Genomic DNA, 16,375 nt, shown 5'->3' on the forward strand with positions numbered 1-16,375 from the left:
GGCGCATTATTCGGCGAGCGGCTTCATCGACGTCATATAAGCGCGGAGGCGGCTTCCGACTTTTTCGATCGGGTGATTGCGGATCTCTGCGTTGACGGCGACGAGTTCCGTGTTGTTCACCGAATTGCAGGCATCGTTCAGCCCCTTGCCGATCACGTCGATGCCGACGGAAGGCATGAATTCCTTTTCGAGGAAAGGAACGGCAGCGTTCGCAAAGAGGGCACAGCCGTATTCTGCGGTGTCTGAGATGACGCGGTTCATTTCGTAGAGCTTTTTTCGGTCGATGAGGTTTGCGATGAGCGGCACTTCGTGCAAAGATTCGTAATACGCGCTTTCCGGCATGATGCCCGCTTCGACCATCGTTTCGAACGCGAGTTCGCAGCCGCACTTTACCATAGCGACGAGCAAAACGCCCTTATCGAAATACTCCTGTTCGGAAATCGCATCACCCGATTCTTCGGTCGTCTCAAACGGCAGGCGCCCTGTTGCCTCTCTCCACGCAAGCAGATCGCGGTCGCCGTTGTCCCAATCTTTCATCATCGTCCTGCTGTACGCGCCGCTGATGATATCGTCCATGTGTTTGCGGTAAAGCGGCGTCAGCAATGTTTTCAGCCGCTTTGAAAGTTCGTTCGCTTTGATCTTTGCAGGATTCGACAGGCGATCCATCATATTCGTAATGCCGCCCCACTTGAGCGCTTCCGAAATATAATTCCATCCGTGCTGCAGAAATTTCACCGCATAGCCGGGCGCGATGCCGTTCGCCGTCATTTTATTCCAACACACGATAGTGCCCGCTTGCAGCATACCGCACAAAATCGTCTGTTCGCCCATCAAATCGGATTTCACTTCGGCGACGAAAGACGATTCGAGAACGCCGGCTTTGCTGCCGCCCATAGCGACGGCGAGCGCTTTCGCTTCCGCCCAGCCGCGTCCGTCCGGATCGTTTTCGGGATGTACGGCAATGAGATCGGGCACGCCGAAACCGCGCTGGAATTCGTGCCACACTTCCGTACCCGGCCCCTTCGGCGCACACATGATAACGGTATCCTCTTTCGGAATCTGCATGCCTTCTTCGACGATATTGAATCCGTGCGAATACCAAATCGTAACGCCTTTACGTGCATATTTTAAAACTTCGGTGATAACCGGCGTGTGCTGTTTGTCGGGCGTCAGGTTTCCGATCACGTCGGCGGAGGGAATCATTTCGGCATAAGTGCCGACTTTAAAACCGTTTTCGACCGCATTTTTCCAGCTTTGCCGCTTTCCCGACACGGCGCTTTCACGGAGTGCATACGCGACGTCGAGACCGCTCGCGCGCAGGCACAAACCCTGATTCAAACCCTGAGCGCCGCAGCCGACGATGACGATCTTTTTGCCTTTGAGCGCTTTTACTCCGTCATCGAATTCGTCTTTCGCCATGGAACGGCAATGACCGAGCTGCAAGCGCGCTTCACGCCACGGAATCGAATTAAAATAATTTTTTCGTTCACCCATACAATCACCTCTGCGATACATCGCTGTTACATACTTTTCAAGGAGCGTCTTTTGCCGCCCGCTCAAACGGGTACAGTATAGAAGAATAGGCGCCGTGCGTAAAGCTGCAAAAATTCGATTTTCGGCCGACAAACGGCGTATCGCTATGCCGCGTCTTTTTCTTTCGGCGTCTGTTTTATTTTTTCGATCAAGGCGGCGTCGCGCTTTTCGCAGATTTTGCACAGCGTCTCACGTCCCGCATCGATCGCTTCCTGTACGCTCCCCGCGGTAAGCTCTTCCGTTCTGCTCAACGCCGAGCAGTCTTCGTGCGTATGAAAACGTTTGCCGTGCGGCGTCCAATACACTTGCTGCGTACCCGCCGCCTGCGCGTAGGATTCCGCCGACACGGGATCGAAGTCGTAACTTGCAAGTCCTCCGATGATGAGCAGGATCGCCGCCGCTGCTATGCCGACCGCTTTCGTGCGTTTGTCCGTATCTTTATTCAAAAGCAAAAGGACGATAAACGGAACAAAAGCCGCCGCACACGCGATGACGCCCATATTGTTCCACAGCCAAAACTTCAGCGCATTCGCTTCCGACGCAGGTGCGATGCGGTTCGCCTTTTTCCAAAATTGAGCTCCCGCGACGACGAAAATAAAATCGATGACGAGCAAAACGATTCCCGCGACAAGCGGAGAAAGATTTGCAAAAAACGGGATGACGATCTTTTCCGTCATCGCGCACAACGCGAGCACTTCAAATGCGATCGCAAAAATCCACAGTACGACTGCGGCGAGTCGAAGCGGCAGCGCGCTTCCCGATTGTCCGCCTGCATTCGGTGCCGCCCGCACCGTTTTTCCCGTCGAAGCCGATACGATCCTGTGTTTTACCGCCATATATACTCCCGTAAATTATTTATTTTAATAATCCCTTGAGCAAATTGCCTGCGAGCTTCGCAGTATCGGACGTTCCGGATTTTTTTGCCGTTCCTTGCGTTTTCGCACCCGATGTGCTCAAAAGACTTCCAAGTACATCGCCGACGTTTACGTTTTTCATAACGCCGCCGATCAGCGTCGAAAGCGCGGCGCTCGACGTATCGGTTCCGGCGCTTTTTCCGAGCAAGCTCATCAAAAGAGGAGCTGCCGCCGCAAGAATGCTCGATACGGTCCCGGCATCGGTGCCCGCCGTCTTTGCGATAGACTTCGTCGTAGAAGCTGCGCTCGATCCGAGTAAATGCTTGATGATCTTTGCGCCGTCGTCCAAATCGACGTTTTTCATAAAGGTGCCGAGATTCGCCGTACTTACGCCCGCGTGCTCGGCGAGCGCGGACGCAAAGCTCTTTGCCGATGCTTTATCGGCCGCTTGTTTGCCCGCTCCTTTTAAGAGTGCGGGCACGGCTTCGGCGAGAACCGTGCTGACCGTGCCGGTGTCGGCATCGCACGCTTTGCCGATATTCGAAACGCTCGATGAGCCCAACAATGTCGTCAGTATCGATGATGCGTCCATATTTTCCTCCGTGAATCAACACCCCCGACGCAAGCGTCGGGGTATGTTGTTCTCATAAGGTGGTTGCAATCGGCTTTAATACCCTTTGTTACGACGCAAGCGTCGGGGTATTAAACCCTCCGCACGAATAAATTTCCGTATGCATACGCTGCAATGTACGCGAAAACGGCAGCGCATCGGGCAATACCCGACCGGCTCTTTCGCACAAATGCGTATCGTCGAAAATTATACCGCGCCGATTATCCCCCCGACAGCGCACGCAGGCGCCCGAAGAGAATGCACAACAAAATAACTGCCGGCTGCAAAAGCAGGCGAAAAGCGTGCGGATATGCCGATGCGGCGCGGTAATTCGGCGCTTATATCTTAAACTTTCCGACTTCAACCGCCAAATTGTCGATGCTTTGTTTATTTTTTCGCGTCAGCGTGTTTACTTCCTGAACGGCTTTATTGATTTCCACTGCCCCCGACGCCATTTCATTCATACTGTCGGTGATGATGCGCGTCAAATCGTCAAGTTTGCGCATTTCCCGTGCAACGCCTTCGCCGCCTTTGAGCATCTCTTCGGAACCCGTTTGTACTTCCATCGTTACCGCGTTGATGTTTTTAATTGCGCTGAGCACTTCTTTACTGCCGTTTTCCTGTTCTTTCATGGCTTCCGTGAGGCGGGCACTCATTTCTTTTACCTGTTCGGCCAAATTAAAGATCGCATTGAATTTTTCTTCGACGGTTTTGGAAGATGTCGAAAGCGTTTCGATTTCTCCCGAGAGCGTTTTCAATGTTGACGTTATCGCTTTTCCCTGCGTCGCTGAATCTTCGGCAAGTTTACGGATTTCGTCGGCGACGACGGCAAAGCCTTTTCCCGCTTCGCCCGCGTGTGCCGCTTCAATCGCAGCGTTCATGGCGAGTAAGTTCGTTTGGCTTGCGATATGCTGAATGACGCTCGACGCTTCCATGAGCGAACCCGATTCTTCGGTGATCTTTTGCGTTACGTCGTTCGATGTTACGAGCGTTCCCTTGCCTTCGCTGGTTGCGGATGCAAGATTTTTTATGGCTTCGTCGGTTCTGTCGAGGGTTTTTCCGATCGCCGCGATGTTTGCCACCATTTCTTCTACCGACGCGGAAGACTGCGTGACGCTTGCCGCCTGTGCTTCGATGTTGTTGTTGAGCTGTCTGATCGTACGGATAATCTCTTCGATTGTCGCTGCGGTTTCGGTAACGCTTGTGCTTTGCGTCAGCGCCTGCTGTTTAACGCCGTCGATGTTCGCGCTGATTTCGTGAACGGCGCTTGCGGTTTCGGTCATATTCGACGCGAGGTCGTTTCCGATATCGGTCATCGTGTTGCTGTTTGTATCGACGGTTCGTATCGACGCGCCGATTTTTTCGATCGTTTCGTTAAAGTATTCGCATACGTCCGTCACTTCATCGTTACCGCTGATCGGCAAGCGCACGGTCAAATCTCCTTCACCCTGTGCGATATCTTTCAAAGCGTTTGCCGCGAGCCGAACGGGTTTAACCATTTGCGTAGCGATAAAATAAATAATACCGAATACCGTAATTAAAATGAATATGCCGATGATAAGCATCGAACGGCTCAACGCATTTACTTCCCCCATAAATTCTTCATACGGAGCGTTGATAACGACCGTCCAGTCGGCGGTACGAAGCTTTGCAGCTGCCGCGACTTTTGAAACGCCTTTGTATGTATACGAACCTATGAGGGGTTCCGTCGAAGCTACGGCTTTGGATTCAAATGCTCCGATGGAAACCATTGTAGGATCCGTTTTTGCCTCTTCGGAAGAGTTGGACATTCTCGTTACAAGTTCGGCATCCTGGTCGGCGATGGATGTTCCCGTCGAACCGATAATATAGCAGTTCCCCGTTTGCCCGATGACGATATCTTTAATATTATCCCGCAGTTGGAGACCGGAAATGTCGGCGGACAAAACCGCACAGATGTCTTCATTTTCGTTATAGATCGGAACGGCGAGCGTAACGACAAGCGTATGATTTGCCCGCTCGATATACGGTTCGGAAATAAAATTTTTCCCCGAAAGCGCGGTTTGAAACCATACTCTGTCGGCGACTTGGACGGTGCCGCCGTCATAATAAAACGTTCCCTGAGGATTGGTTATATCGAGTTCGACGATGGAAGCGTTTTGTGCCGCTTCTTTTTTTAATAAGGCGACTCGTTCCGCATATGAGTAAGAAGATTTGTACAGCGAAGGCATACGCGCTATGCCTTCGAGAAATTGGAAAAGTGCGTTTATTCTGCCGTCGATGATTTCAGCCGTATCGGTAGCTTTGTCGATGAGATGCGCTTCGACTTTTTCGATGACTGCTTTACGTGCGGTACGAATCGCGAGCACACTCTCGATAAGTATCGCTGCGGCGATTAGGCCGCCGAAAATAATAATTAATTTTTTACGGATTGAAAACAGTTTTTTTCCGGTCGCATCGTTTATTTGTGTTTTATGGGCTGTGGCGTTATTTTCCATAATTCAGCAAGGCTCCTTTTGTGTATCTGTTGGAATACCCCTTCACTCTATTCTTATAGTATATGTGTTTTATCGAATTACGTCCACTGTGCAAACGTATCGTGCAAACGTATTGTGCACGGAAATCAGGTTTTATGGAGCACGGGTAATAAATCATACGGATTCATAAGAGTGCGGTGCGTCTGCAACCGCAGCGCGACAGTACCCGTCACGCTCGCGTTCGACTGCGTCGTGCCGCACGTTCTCCGTCTCAGCCTGTAATCTTCGTTCCGACAAAATTTTTGCCGTCGAGGATATTTTTTATGTTTGCGATGTTTTTCCCCGACGCGCAGATCACCGTCAGGGAAAGAGAAGCGGCTTTTTTGCTTGCAATCGGATCGAAGGGTACGTTTTTTCCGGGTATCCACGTATCGCCGACGATTTTGCGGAAATCTTTCCAGCAGATCGTATCGATCGGCTTTGCATCGGGATTGGAGCGCGGATCGTCCGTGTACACTTTTTCTATATTTGAAAGATTGACGACCGTGTCCGCGCCGAATTTTTCAGCGAGCAATACGGCGTCGTTATCCGTCGAAAAACCCGGCTTCCATCCCGACGCGACGAGAATTTTTCCGGTGAATGAAATATCCGCCGTCGGATCGGAGACGACGCCGTCACGGCAGAGGTCACCGCAGCAGGCTTTTAAAAGCTCCGCATTGAGCCGCGTCGCCATGATGCCGATCCAATCTGCCGCATCGTCCTGCGTTTTTCCGCCCGATTTTCCGAGTACGTCTCGATAGGCGGTTTGATAAATGCGTGCGGGAGCACCTCCTCCCGAAACGAAGATGAGGCGGCGTCCTTGTTCCGCGTCGAGCCACGCACGTGCCGTTGCGATAAAGTTGTTTAGGAATTCGACATCCGGTTTGTCGGGAGCGATGATCGATCCGCCGACGGAAAGAATTTTCGTTATCATAGCGCTATTATAAAACCAATCGATTGCAAACGCAAGCTGTGTGATTTTAATATACGCCGAGGATCGCGGGATCTGCCCAAAACGAACTGTATTGGACGGTACCCTGCGAGGATTCTTCCCAGACGGATTGAAGTGCGTAACCGCGCGGATGCTGTACGGTTTTCGTGTTGCCCGCGGCGGGTTTCAAATCGTTGATGCCGCGAGTAAACGTGATGTGCTGCGAATCGAGATTGCCGAAATAATAATTTCGCGCGTCTCCCGTTTCACTCCAACCTTCGTACGAAAGTCCGGCTCCGAGGGAGGGATCGGCGGGAATCCATCCGATGCCGTGCAGGTAGAATTCGCACCACCAGTGATTGCGCGTATGCAGATCGCGGTCGACGAGTACGCCGCAGTCTGCAAGCGCGGGAATGCCTGTAGCCCGAAGCAGCGCGGTGTAGAGCAGGGCGAAACAATAGGCGTCGCCTCGCTTGTTTTTTATGAGATTGAGGGGCGATTCGGGTTTTGAGGCGGCATCGCGCAATTTGTAATTGTCGAGCATATAAGAATAGATGAGCTTCGCTTTGAGATAGGGGTTCGTCTCTTTTCCGACAATCGCTGCGGCAAGGTTCGTAACGGCTCTGTCATCCGACGGAATAAATTTATCCGCGCGCGTTGCCGCCGCATAGAGCGCTTTGTTCATATCCGTATACGGCCGTATGTATTTCGGCTGGACGGCGCTTTTGACTTCGTATACCGAAATGACGAAATTTTGTGAAAAGCGCCGTTTTGCCGGAGACGGGCCTTTAGTCGCCTGCAGCTGATGGACGATCGTATTTTGATAATCGGCGATTGCGGGCTCGGGTTCGCATTCGGTGAGTTCCGCAAAGGGTTGGGCTGCGGTGAGTACCGGCCGCGGAAAGTAAAACCTGATCGTCGCCGGCTGTTTTGTTTCGACGTTGTTTATATCGGCTGCGAGCTGCGCGATATACGTGCGCTGCATGCCGTACGCTTTCGAACCTGCGCGCGAATCGATAAGAATTTTTTGCGGAGCGGAACGGCCGGCCGGCGTTTCGATATACAGCGTTCCCGAAGCTGCTCCGTCGGGAACGCGCACGCGGATTTCGGTGTCGCTCCAAAATTCGTAATCGAAATCGCTTTTGCTCGCGGGGATATGTAATGTGCCGGCCGTTCCGGTTTCGTATGAAAGCGCGCTGCGGTTCGGCGGCGTTTCCCGTTCCGTCGTAAAATACACGTCCGCCGTATCGTGCGTATTGCCGAAATTTTTTCCGAATATGACGATGAGGTCGCCGACTGCGGGAGAAGCGTTTGAAACCGATGCGATAAACGGAACGGCGGTTTGCGCTTTCGGGCGGACGGCGACGGGGATCTCCCGCTCGTTTGTAAAAAAAGACGGCTCGGATCGGCTCGTTTTCGTTCCGACAAAGACGAGTCCGTCACCGACGTTCGCGGGTAACACGACTTTGATCTCCGTGTCGGTCCACGAGATATACGAGCTTGCGGTGAGTTTGCTGCCTGCGAATTCGACATAACCTTCATTTTTGATGCTGCCGAAATGTTTTCCTTTAATGACGACGAGATCGCCCGGAGCGCCGATGGGAGGGTCGAGCTTTTCGATGACGGGTTTTCGCCGCATCCGCATTGTGATTATTAAAACGATGCAGCATACGAACGCGATAAGTGCCGCGGCGCACATCGTCCGAAACAGCGGCGACTTTCTGAATGAATAGCTGAATTGTCCGGATGAAATCACTTGAGCGAACTCACAAGCTGTCCGTTTGCAAAATCTATATCGGCAGTCGGCGGAACGAAACCGATTTCAGGTATGCCGATTTTAATTGCCAGCGTGTTGCCGTTCGCAAAGTCGGGGCGGAAAAGATCGACGTCTTCGAGCTGCCGCTCTACCGACCGCGATACATCGAAACGGGTGCCGTCGAATGCGCCGAAAGACGCATCGAAAGCCGTGCGGTATTCCGCATTTGTGCCGTATGTTTCATCCGCCCGAGACGGCACGAATGCGTGCGGCTGTTCGATATTGCCGTTGATGACGACGTTGTTTTTTGCAAGCTCGACGCTTGTGCTTCGTGAAATCGGATTGATCGCGGCGGTCTGCACCGCACCCGGCGAGCGGAGAATGCGTACGGGTATGATAAGCGCAAAAACCGCGGCCGCCGCCGCTGCGGAAAGGGCGTATCGGAAATTGTGAACGGGAAAGCGGTACACGCGTTTTGTCGTTTTACTGTAGCTCAGCCGCGCTTGGAGACGTTCCCAGCTTTTGCCGAGAGAAGCTTCATCCAATGTCATAGCGGCCGCATCCGTTCCCAGCGCGGCGCTTGCGGCACGAAGAGATGCAAGCTTGGCCGCGCACTTCGGGCACGATTTGATGTGCGCTTCGTACAACGCGACGTATGTTTCGGGAAGTTCGTTATCGAGATACACCGAATGGATATCGTTACTGGGGCAGGTAGACATCGTCTTCTCCTAATAATTTCGACAGCTGTTCGCGTGCGCGAAACACACGGACCTTTACGTTTCCTTCCGTAATGCCGAGCGTTTTTCCGATTTCTTTATAATTCAAATCTCCGTATTCGCGCAAGATCAAAACTTCGCGGAGCTTTTCCGGAAGCTGTGCGAGGGCTTCACGCGCTTTTTTTGCGGCTTCCGCTTTCAGCACGTCGGTTTCACCCGACGGCGCCGTCCGATGATCTTCGTACAGCGCTTTTTGATACGCTTTCCGTTCACGGCCTTTCCGCTTGATGTAGTTGAGCGATGCGTTTTTTACGACGCGGATGAGCCAATACTTCGCATCGTTGAGCGACGGAAAGACGAGTTCTTTTTCGTTCGCTTTGATGAGCGAATCGTGTGCCAAATCTTCCGCCGCTTCTTCGTCGGAAACAACCCTGTACGAAATGCGGAACAAAAGCGGCATCGTCGCGTCGTATATCGTTTTAAAATCTGCGGGATTGCCCGCGTTGAGCGGATGAGACGATCCCGATTGATTTTCCTCTACCGTAGTAAACACGATAACTCCAAAAAGTTACGGCTGCTTCGCCGTCCGCTTCCACACCGGCCCCTCCGGCGTATCGGTGATGACGATGCCTCGCGAAGCCAAATCTCCTCTGATTTTGTCGGCTTTTGCGAAATCCTTCGCTTTTTTCGCCGCCGTCCGTTCCGCGACGAGGGCATCGATTTCGGCCGCTTCCGCGTCTCCTTCGTGCGTTTCGATAACCGCGGCGGACTCGAGCTTTGCCGCTTCCGCTTCGATTTTGAGCGCGAGCACGCCGTCCATCGTTTTGATGAGCGAAAGCGCTTCTTCCGCTTTCAGTTCCGCATCTTTTACCGCAAGGTGCAGCGCACTCATCGCCTGAGGAGTTGCAAGATCGTTTTCGAGCGCGGCTTTAAAAGAATCGATATAACCTTGTGCTTTTTTTCCGAGCGAAGAAGAGGCTTTTCCGTGAGATGCTTCGATAATCTGCGCGGCGCGTTTTACGAGCGCTTTCCGCGCGTTTTTTGCGCTTTCCATCGCATCCCAGCTGAAAAACACTTGGCTTCGGTACTGAGCGCCGAGCAAAAAATAGCGGTAGTCGAGCGCGTCGTAGCCCTTATCGGCGAGCGTTTGAAGACGCAGAAAATTCCCCGCGGACTTCGACATTTTGTCTCCGTCTCCGGACGCGTCGCTTTTGACGACGAGGAATTCGTTGTGCAGCCAATAGTTAACCCATTTTTTGCCGGTTGCGCCTTCCGACTGGGCGATTTCATTCGTGTGGTGGATCGGGATATGGTCGATGCCGCCGGTGTGAATGTCGAAATGATCGCCGAGGTATTTCATGCTCATCGCCGAGCACTCGATATGCCAGCCGGGATAGCCTTTTCCCCAGGGGCTTTCCCACGACAGCGCCTGATTTTCAAATTTCGATTTTGTAAACCACAATACGAAATCGTAGGGATTGCGTTTGTTTTCATCGACGCCGACTCTCGCTCCGGCTTTTTGATCGTCGAGGCGGAGGTTTGCAAGCTTTCCGTAATCGGCATACGTGGACACGTCATAATAGAGGTTTCCGCCGGACATATAGGTATGACCGTTCGCTTCGATACGCTTTATCAATTCGATCATATCGGAAACGTGATCGGTCGCTTTGCACACGACGTCGGGACGGCGGATATTGAGCGCATCCAAATCTTTAAAAAACGCATCCGTATAAAACTGCGCGACTTCGAGCACCGATTGATGGCGTTCTTTCGCAGTCTTGACGATTTTATCTTCACCCGAATCGTCATCGCCCGTAAGGTGCCCGATATCGGTGATGTTCATGACATGCTTTTTATCGTAGCCGAGGTAGGAAAGCGTGCGGTCGAGTATGTCGAGAAACACGTATGCGCGCAGGTTTCCGATGTGTGCATAATTATACACCGTCGGACCGCAGCCGTAAAAGCCGACGAAGCCCGGCGTAATCGGCACGAAATCCTGCATTTCCCGTCCCATCGTATTGAATACCCGTAATCCCATAAGCAATCCCTATCGAAAAGTATAGACGTTTTCAGTATACTGTAGCGTGATGACAAGCATACGCGAAACGGCTGAAAAATTCAATACGGACGATTTTAAAGGCCGCATTCTCTTTTCCGAAACGATGGCAAATCATACGACTTTCCGCATCGGAGGGCCGGCGCCTCTTTTTATAGAACCCTTCGATGTTTCGTCTCTCCGCTTTACGCTTTCGGTTCTAAAGGCCGATGCCGTGCCGTATTTCGTGCTCGGAGGGGGAAGCAATATCGTCGTATCGGACAAGGGCTTTGAAGGTGCCGTCGTTTCTATGAGCGCACTCTGCGATATCGAAACCGCAGACGAATGTGTCGCGTGCGGAGCGGGCGCTTCCGTTTCGTCCGTCGTTTCGTTTTGTACGGAGCATGTTCTCTCGGGGCTCGAAACGTTTGCGGGGCTTCCCGGGAGCGCAGGGGGAGCTGTCTGCATGAACGCAAGATGCTTTGACGTATCCGTAAGCGATATCCTCTCCGAAGTCCGCTATATCGACGGCTCTACGCTCGAAGAAAAAACCTACCGCTTCAACGCAGCGGATTGGGATTATAAAATATCGCCCTTTCAAAATACGCCTCGAATCGTTACGCGCGCGGTTTTTAAAACGAAAAAGCTTTCCGAAGACAAAAAAAACGAAATCGCCGAGCGCTGCAGAACCTGCGTCGCCGAGCGAAGTGCAAAGGGGCATTTTAAATTTCCGAGTGCCGGAAGCGTGTTCAAAAACAACCGTGCATTCGGAAAGCCGTCGGGAAAAATCATCGACGAAGCGGGATTGAAGGGGATGCGCTCCGGCGGCGCGCAGATTGCTCCGTGGCACGGAAACTTTATCGTCAACACCGGAGGCGCGACGGCGGAAGATGTGCGCGTTCTCGTAGATCACATCGTCGAAATCGTGCGGCAAAAGACGGGATTTACGCTCGAATGTGAAATATTATTTTGCGGAATACGGTAAAGATAAGTTGAATTTATGCCGATTTTAAAGATTGACAAACAAGGCAGTGGAATTTATACTTATAAAACAGAGGGCGAATCGAATTGCTGCAATTATCATTTGTAAATTTTAGAAAAGGATCTTACCTCGTCGTTGAAGGGAAGGCAGAAAGCGATCGCTTCTTTATCATTCAAAGCGGCAATGTCCGCTGTTTTAAAGCGACCGATGCGCCCGGCGGCCCGATTAAACTACTCGGACCGGGAGACTTCGTCGGCGTTATCCCGTGTATGTCGGGGCATTCTCAAATCGAAACCGTTATCGCCATCACCGACGTCACCGGTATTTCCGTCCGCCGCGATCAATACCCCGAACTCATCATGCGCAATACGCCCGTCGCCATGAAGATTATCCGCACCTTTGCAAACGGTATGCGCTCCATGAACGAAACGCTGACAAAGTTGACGCTCAACAACGTCGTCGCCGATACGCCCGAACACATATTCGACGTCGCCGACTATTACGATAAAGCGGGTTTTTCCGACATCGCGGTATACGCCTATTATCAATATCTCAAAGCCTGTCCGCGCGGTCTCAATGCGGGGCGCGCAAAAGAGCGTTTTATCGTACTCAAAGAGCGCACGCATGCGGTGTATTTCGAATCGACGCCCGACCTTATGCGCGTCTATCCGAAAAGCACGATGATATTTTCCGAAAGCCAAAACGGCCCGGACATGTTTATCATCCAAGAAGGGCAAGTGAAGATTTCGAAAGTCGTCGACGGCAACGAAGTAACCCTTGCGATGCTGAAAAAAGGCGATATGTTCGGCGAAATGGCGCTGCTCGAAAACAAGCCGCGATCGGCGAGCGCGATCGCGCACGAACCGTGCAAACTCATGGCGGTAAACCGGCAAAACTTCGATTTGATGGTCGCAACCCAGCCCCAGCTCATCTCGCGCTTGACGACGATGCTCGCCGACCGCTTGTGGTCGATGTACCGCCAAATCGACAATGCGAACCTGCACGATCCGCTGCACAAGCTTATCGATATCCTCGCGCTGCAAGTTGAAAAAACGAAAATCAATCTTTCTCAGCAAAACGTCCAGTATCAAACGGATTTGACGCCCTATGATTTGGCGAATATGTGCGGACTCCCGAAAGAGCAGCAAGCCGAAAGTCTCATCCGATTGCAGTCCGATTCTCATGTCCGCTTTATCAACGGGAAAATCCTCGTGCCCGACTGCCGCGAACTCGTCAAACAGGCGGCATTTTACCGCAAGCAAAACAACAACGCGTAACAGGGCGCGTGATGCGGAGTTTTCTATGAAAAAAACGATCGCAGCTGCGTTGTTCTTTTTCACCGCGCTTTTTGTTCTTGTCGCGCAAAACGCACTTCCCCTCGGCTACGGCGGCATCCGGCTCGGCATGACGCTCGACGAAGTAAAAGAACGCTTGAAAAAAAACGGCGAATTCGGCTATCACGGAGAGCGGGACGTGTCGCTGCTTCCCGGTGAAAACCGCGTGCTCATAGAAACCGACGCAAAAGCGAGAGGCGTTTCATCGTTCCTCAACCGGTGCTATTTTCAATTTTACAAGGGCCGTCTCTATATTATGATCATCAATGTCGATCGGGAACGCATGGATCACTACAGCGTCTTCAGCGCTCTGTGCAAAAAATACGGAAACCCGACCTCGCTGTCGCCCGAAAAATCGGAGTGGAAATCGGATACCGTGACGATGAGCCTCGAGCGGCCGCTTGCGATCAAATATGTAGACACGAAAGTCTTCGACGAATTGAACGCCGCATCCCTCGTTCCGCTTTCGGCCGCCGAAATGACGCGCGAACTGTTTTTGGACTCGCTGTGACGGACGATATGCAAAGCCCTTTGCACGGTACGAAAGAAAGGGAAGAATTATCGATGAAAAAAATAATAATCTGTAAAATTATCGAAAAAACGGCCGTCCTAAAAAGCGGCGCACTTACCTTGATTTTTGTGCTGACAACGCTCTTTTTTATATCATGTACGAAAAAATTACCTGCGCAAACTCTCACGCTTAAAAGAGCAGACGGCAGCACGGTGAGCGTCCGCGCGGAAATGGCGAGTACCCCTGCCCAGCAGAGCCGGGGTTTTATGAATCGCAAGAACATCCCCGACGGCACGGGAATGCTCTTCGTGTTCGACAAAGACGAGCGGCTTAGGTTTTGGATGAAAGATACGCCGCATCCTCTTTCGATCGCGTACATCGATTCGAGCGGACGCATCCGCGACATATACGATATGACGCCGTTCAGCCTCGCACCCGTCGAGAGTTCCGTGAGCGTGCGCTATGCACTCGAAGTGCCCCAAGGCTGGTTCGATCGCGTCAATATAAAAGTCGGCGACACGCTCGTTTTCGATTTCGACATGCACGCGGAGTAGGCACGCCGGCGGCACAGGACGCGAAATGTAAACATCTGCGGCACACCGCGCGCGAAATGCAGGCGCCGGCAAGTACGCGGACGCTTTGTCGGCCTCGCGCACTTGCACTGATGCGTGCGGCTTTTCGAAGCGCGCGCATCCGCAGCTTAAGTTGCATCTCCTATAATTCTTTTACGTATGCCGCCATAGTGCGTCCCGCGAGCGTTCCAGAGCTGAGCGAAATGCCGAATGCGGAACCTTCATTATCGTAATACGGTGCGGTAAACGCGCTTCCCGCGTCGATACCCGCGGCATAGAGTCCGGGAATCGGCTTATTGTTCGCGTCGAGCGCACGGAGACTGTCGTCAACTTTTACACCTCCAAGCGTACACCACGCGCTCGTTTCATATTCGAAAACGTAAAACGGTCCCTTCGATACGGGCGTGAGGAATACCGGATTTTTATAAAAATCTTCGTCCTTGCCCGTCGCGCACAATGCATTGTAGCGGGCTACCGTTTTTGCGAGAGCGGTGAGAGCGAAATGAGAGGCCGCTTCTTCTATCGTATCCGCTTTATACGCCCAACCCTGTTCGATCGCTTCGGCAAGCTGAGAGGGTGCTTCCGTCAATATTTTGATATGGGCTGCCGATGCCGGCGCTTCCGCCGACAGATTGCGTTCGCCCGCAATCCAGCTTTGCGGTTTTCCGAGCGTTTCGAAAATTCCCTTCGTGCATACGGATTTGTAATATGCGTCGTCCATTACTGCGTAATATTTTCCTTCCCTGAGTGCCGACTGCGCGCCGCTTAAAGGTTTATTTGCCATGACGTCTTCGCTGAAAAAACGGTTGCCGTCGGAATTGACGATGAGACCGCCGTAAATGCCGAAACGTAAATTTTGATTGCATTTTATCGTCCATTGTCCCGCCTTTTTATTTGCGGCGGAAAATTCATTGGCGACGATACCCCAGTTGCGGTCTTCAACTCCGCCCGCATCTAATATCATCGCAATACCGTCACCGGTCGAAAGCGTATTGCCCAGTGGATTTACCGTTATGTTGCCGAATTTTTTCCGAATAAATTCTTCGCTGCCCAAATATCCGCCGGTCGCGACAAGAACGGCTTTCGCGTTGACGATGACTTTCGTGCCGTCCGATTTTTCCGCTTCGATACCGATCACGTGCCCGTCTTTTACGATGAGCTTTTTCCCTGCCGTTTCAAATAAAAAGTTTCCGCCCTTCGATTCGATTTTTTCCCGGAGAAAGCGCATTCTGTCGGCACCTTTCTGTTTGATACCGTGCCGGGCGCGGAAACCGATTCCGTACGCATCTCTGCGGAGGTAAATATCCAAACCGAGATCCTGCATCATATCGATCGTTTCCCCCGATACGGCAAGGCATTTATGCAGCAGCGACGAATTGATCGTGCTGTTTGCGAAATCGTTCATGTGCGTATACAACTTCTCAAGCGTAAGATTTTCGCCTTCCGTTTTTTGAATGCGAGTACCGACAGCGATAGGCCCGCCCGCGACCGCTCCGTTGCTCACCGCGACGCTTGCGCCTTTTTCCAAAACGATGACGTTTGCACCCGCTTCGGACGCGGCGATTCCGGCAGTGAGACCGGCCGCTCCCGCTCCGACGATCACGATATCGGCGGAATACGTTTCGGATTTTGCAGCTGACGCATCGCGCGTACTTTTTTTCAGCGCGTCGGGATTCGCGCCGGCTTGCGTTACACAGTCGGCAAGTGCTGCGAGCAGTGCCTTCGATGAAATCGTCGCACCCGCGACGGCATCGACGGCAAGCGTTTGCTCATCGATAACTTTTTTCGCAATTTTTTCAATCGCGACATCTCCCAAGCCGGCCGTTTCCGCGCTTTCAAGGACGTTGATTTCTTTGATGCGCGAATCGGTAAATAAAACGCGGATTTTGATATCCCCGTTTCTGCCGGCGGCGGTCGCGGTATAATCGCCCGCTTTGAACGCGATCTTCGGTTTTCCGCATGAAAAAAATACCGCTGTGATCGCAGCGATACCCAGTACCGTAAATCTCCGTACGATACGCCCGATAAAATCCGTGTGCATAAAAA

Annotated in this window: 14 protein-coding genes; 4 read left to right on the plus strand and 10 right to left on the minus strand. The window is 52.2% G+C overall.

The features are described 5' to 3' along the window. Positions 1–6: 6 nt before the first annotated feature. The 9 genes from ilvC to cysS form a co-directional block, all read right to left on the minus strand. Positions 7–1,494 (minus strand): ketol-acid reductoisomerase, encoded by a 1,488-nt coding sequence (gene ilvC, locus IZU26_RS07270; RefSeq protein ID WP_310822333.1) that lies wholly within the window; start codon positions 1,492–1,494, stop codon positions 7–9. A gap of 143 nt (positions 1,495–1,637) precedes the next feature. Next, on the minus strand, positions 1,638–2,369 hold the full coding sequence (locus IZU26_RS07275; protein WP_433277905.1) for a hypothetical protein: 732 nt from the start codon (positions 2,367–2,369) through the stop codon (positions 1,638–1,640). Positions 2,370–2,388: 19 nt separating this feature from the next. Beyond that, entirely contained in the window at positions 2,389–2,979 is a 591-nt protein-coding gene (locus tag IZU26_RS07280) for a DUF937 domain-containing protein (RefSeq protein ID WP_433277907.1), read from the minus strand. A gap of 356 nt (positions 2,980–3,335) precedes the next feature. Beyond that, entirely contained in the window at positions 3,336–5,474 is a 2,139-nt protein-coding gene (locus IZU26_RS07285; protein ID WP_433277909.1) for a methyl-accepting chemotaxis protein, read from the minus strand. Positions 5,475–5,724: 250 nt separating this feature from the next. Further along, positions 5,725–6,423, minus strand: coding sequence for a UMP kinase (pyrH, locus tag IZU26_RS07290; RefSeq protein ID WP_375164337.1), 699 nt, complete (start codon positions 6,421–6,423; stop codon positions 5,725–5,727). 49 nt (positions 6,424–6,472) lie between these two features. Then, positions 6,473–8,179 carry a transglutaminase domain-containing protein gene (locus IZU26_RS07295; protein WP_433277911.1) on the minus strand — a complete coding sequence of 569 codons (1,707 nt, stop codon included), beginning with the start codon at positions 8,177–8,179 and terminating at the stop codon, positions 6,473–6,475. Beyond that, positions 8,176–8,898: a zf-HC2 domain-containing protein gene (locus IZU26_RS07300; protein WP_433277913.1), complete on the minus strand. Its 723-nt coding sequence runs from the start codon at positions 8,896–8,898 to the stop codon at positions 8,176–8,178. Before IZU26_RS07300 ends, IZU26_RS07295 begins: the two co-directional genes overlap by 4 nt. Beyond that, on the minus strand, positions 8,879–9,448 hold the full coding sequence (locus tag IZU26_RS07305; RefSeq protein ID WP_433277915.1) for an RNA polymerase sigma factor: 570 nt from the start codon (positions 9,446–9,448) through the stop codon (positions 8,879–8,881). The genes IZU26_RS07300 and IZU26_RS07305 overlap by 20 nt, the downstream gene beginning before the upstream one ends. A 15-nt stretch (positions 9,449–9,463) precedes the next feature. After that, complete coding sequence (cysS, locus tag IZU26_RS07310; RefSeq protein ID WP_433277917.1) at positions 9,464–10,933, minus strand: cysteine--tRNA ligase; 1,470 nt, start codon at positions 10,931–10,933, stop codon at positions 9,464–9,466. A gap of 49 nt (positions 10,934–10,982) precedes the next feature. Here cysS and murB point away from each other — a divergent pair, with 49 nt between their 5' ends. From murB to IZU26_RS07330, 4 genes are all read left to right on the plus strand, one after another. Continuing rightward, the gene (murB, locus tag IZU26_RS07315; protein ID WP_433277919.1) at positions 10,983–11,915 is read left to right on the plus strand and encodes a UDP-N-acetylmuramate dehydrogenase; all 933 of its coding nucleotides are present in this window, start codon (positions 10,983–10,985) and stop codon (positions 11,913–11,915) included. Positions 11,916–11,998: 83 nt separating this feature from the next. Then, a complete protein-coding gene (locus IZU26_RS07320; RefSeq protein ID WP_021329401.1) occupies positions 11,999–13,189 on the plus strand; it encodes a Crp/Fnr family transcriptional regulator in 1,191 nt (396 codons plus the stop codon). A 25-nt stretch (positions 13,190–13,214) separates the two neighbouring features. After that, positions 13,215–13,757 carry a hypothetical protein gene (locus IZU26_RS07325; protein WP_433277921.1) on the plus strand — a complete coding sequence of 181 codons (543 nt, stop codon included), beginning with the start codon at positions 13,215–13,217 and terminating at the stop codon, positions 13,755–13,757. A 53-nt stretch (positions 13,758–13,810) separates the two neighbouring features. Continuing rightward, a complete protein-coding gene (locus IZU26_RS07330; protein WP_433277923.1) occupies positions 13,811–14,311 on the plus strand; it encodes a DUF192 domain-containing protein in 501 nt (166 codons plus the stop codon). A gap of 160 nt (positions 14,312–14,471) precedes the next feature. Here IZU26_RS07330 and IZU26_RS07335 read toward each other — a convergent pair whose 3' ends face one another. After that, positions 14,472–16,370 (minus strand): FAD-dependent oxidoreductase, encoded by a 1,899-nt coding sequence (locus IZU26_RS07335; RefSeq protein ID WP_433277925.1) that lies wholly within the window; start codon positions 16,368–16,370, stop codon positions 14,472–14,474. Between the last annotated feature and the right edge of the window lie 5 nt (positions 16,371–16,375).

The sequence above is a fragment of the Treponema sp. SP13 genome (genome assembly GCF_050938355.1).
GTDB classification, from domain to species: domain Bacteria; phylum Spirochaetota; class Spirochaetia; order Treponematales; family Treponemataceae; genus Treponema_D; species Treponema_D socranskii.

What these genes read in the sequence shown, in the direction of transcription:
- ilvC (WP_310822333.1), bottom strand. Translation starts at nt 1,494, where the DNA reads ATGGGTGAACGAAAAAATTATTTTAATTCGATTCCGTGGCGTGAAGCG.
- IZU26_RS07275 (WP_433277905.1), bottom strand. Translation starts at nt 2,369, where the DNA reads ATGGCGGTAAAACACAGGATCGTATCGGCTTCGACGGGAAAAACGGTG.
- IZU26_RS07280 (WP_433277907.1), bottom strand. Translation starts at nt 2,979, where the DNA reads ATGGACGCATCATCGATACTGACGACATTGTTGGGCTCATCGAGCGTT.
- IZU26_RS07285 (WP_433277909.1), bottom strand. Translation starts at nt 5,474, where the DNA reads ATGGAAAATAACGCCACAGCCCATAAAACACAAATAAACGATGCGACC.
- IZU26_RS07300 (WP_433277913.1), bottom strand. Translation starts at nt 8,898, where the DNA reads ATGTCTACCTGCCCCAGTAACGATATCCATTCGGTGTATCTCGATAAC.
- cysS (WP_433277917.1), bottom strand. Translation starts at nt 10,933, where the DNA reads ATGGGATTACGGGTATTCAATACGATGGGACGGGAAATGCAGGATTTC.
- murB (WP_433277919.1), top strand. Translation starts at nt 10,983, where the DNA reads ATGACAAGCATACGCGAAACGGCTGAAAAATTCAATACGGACGATTTT.
- IZU26_RS07325 (WP_433277921.1), top strand. Translation starts at nt 13,215, where the DNA reads ATGAAAAAAACGATCGCAGCTGCGTTGTTCTTTTTCACCGCGCTTTTT.
- IZU26_RS07330 (WP_433277923.1), top strand. Translation starts at nt 13,811, where the DNA reads ATGAAAAAAATAATAATCTGTAAAATTATCGAAAAAACGGCCGTCCTA.
- IZU26_RS07335 (WP_433277925.1), bottom strand. Translation starts at nt 16,370, where the DNA reads ATGCACACGGATTTTATCGGGCGTATCGTACGGAGATTTACGGTACTG.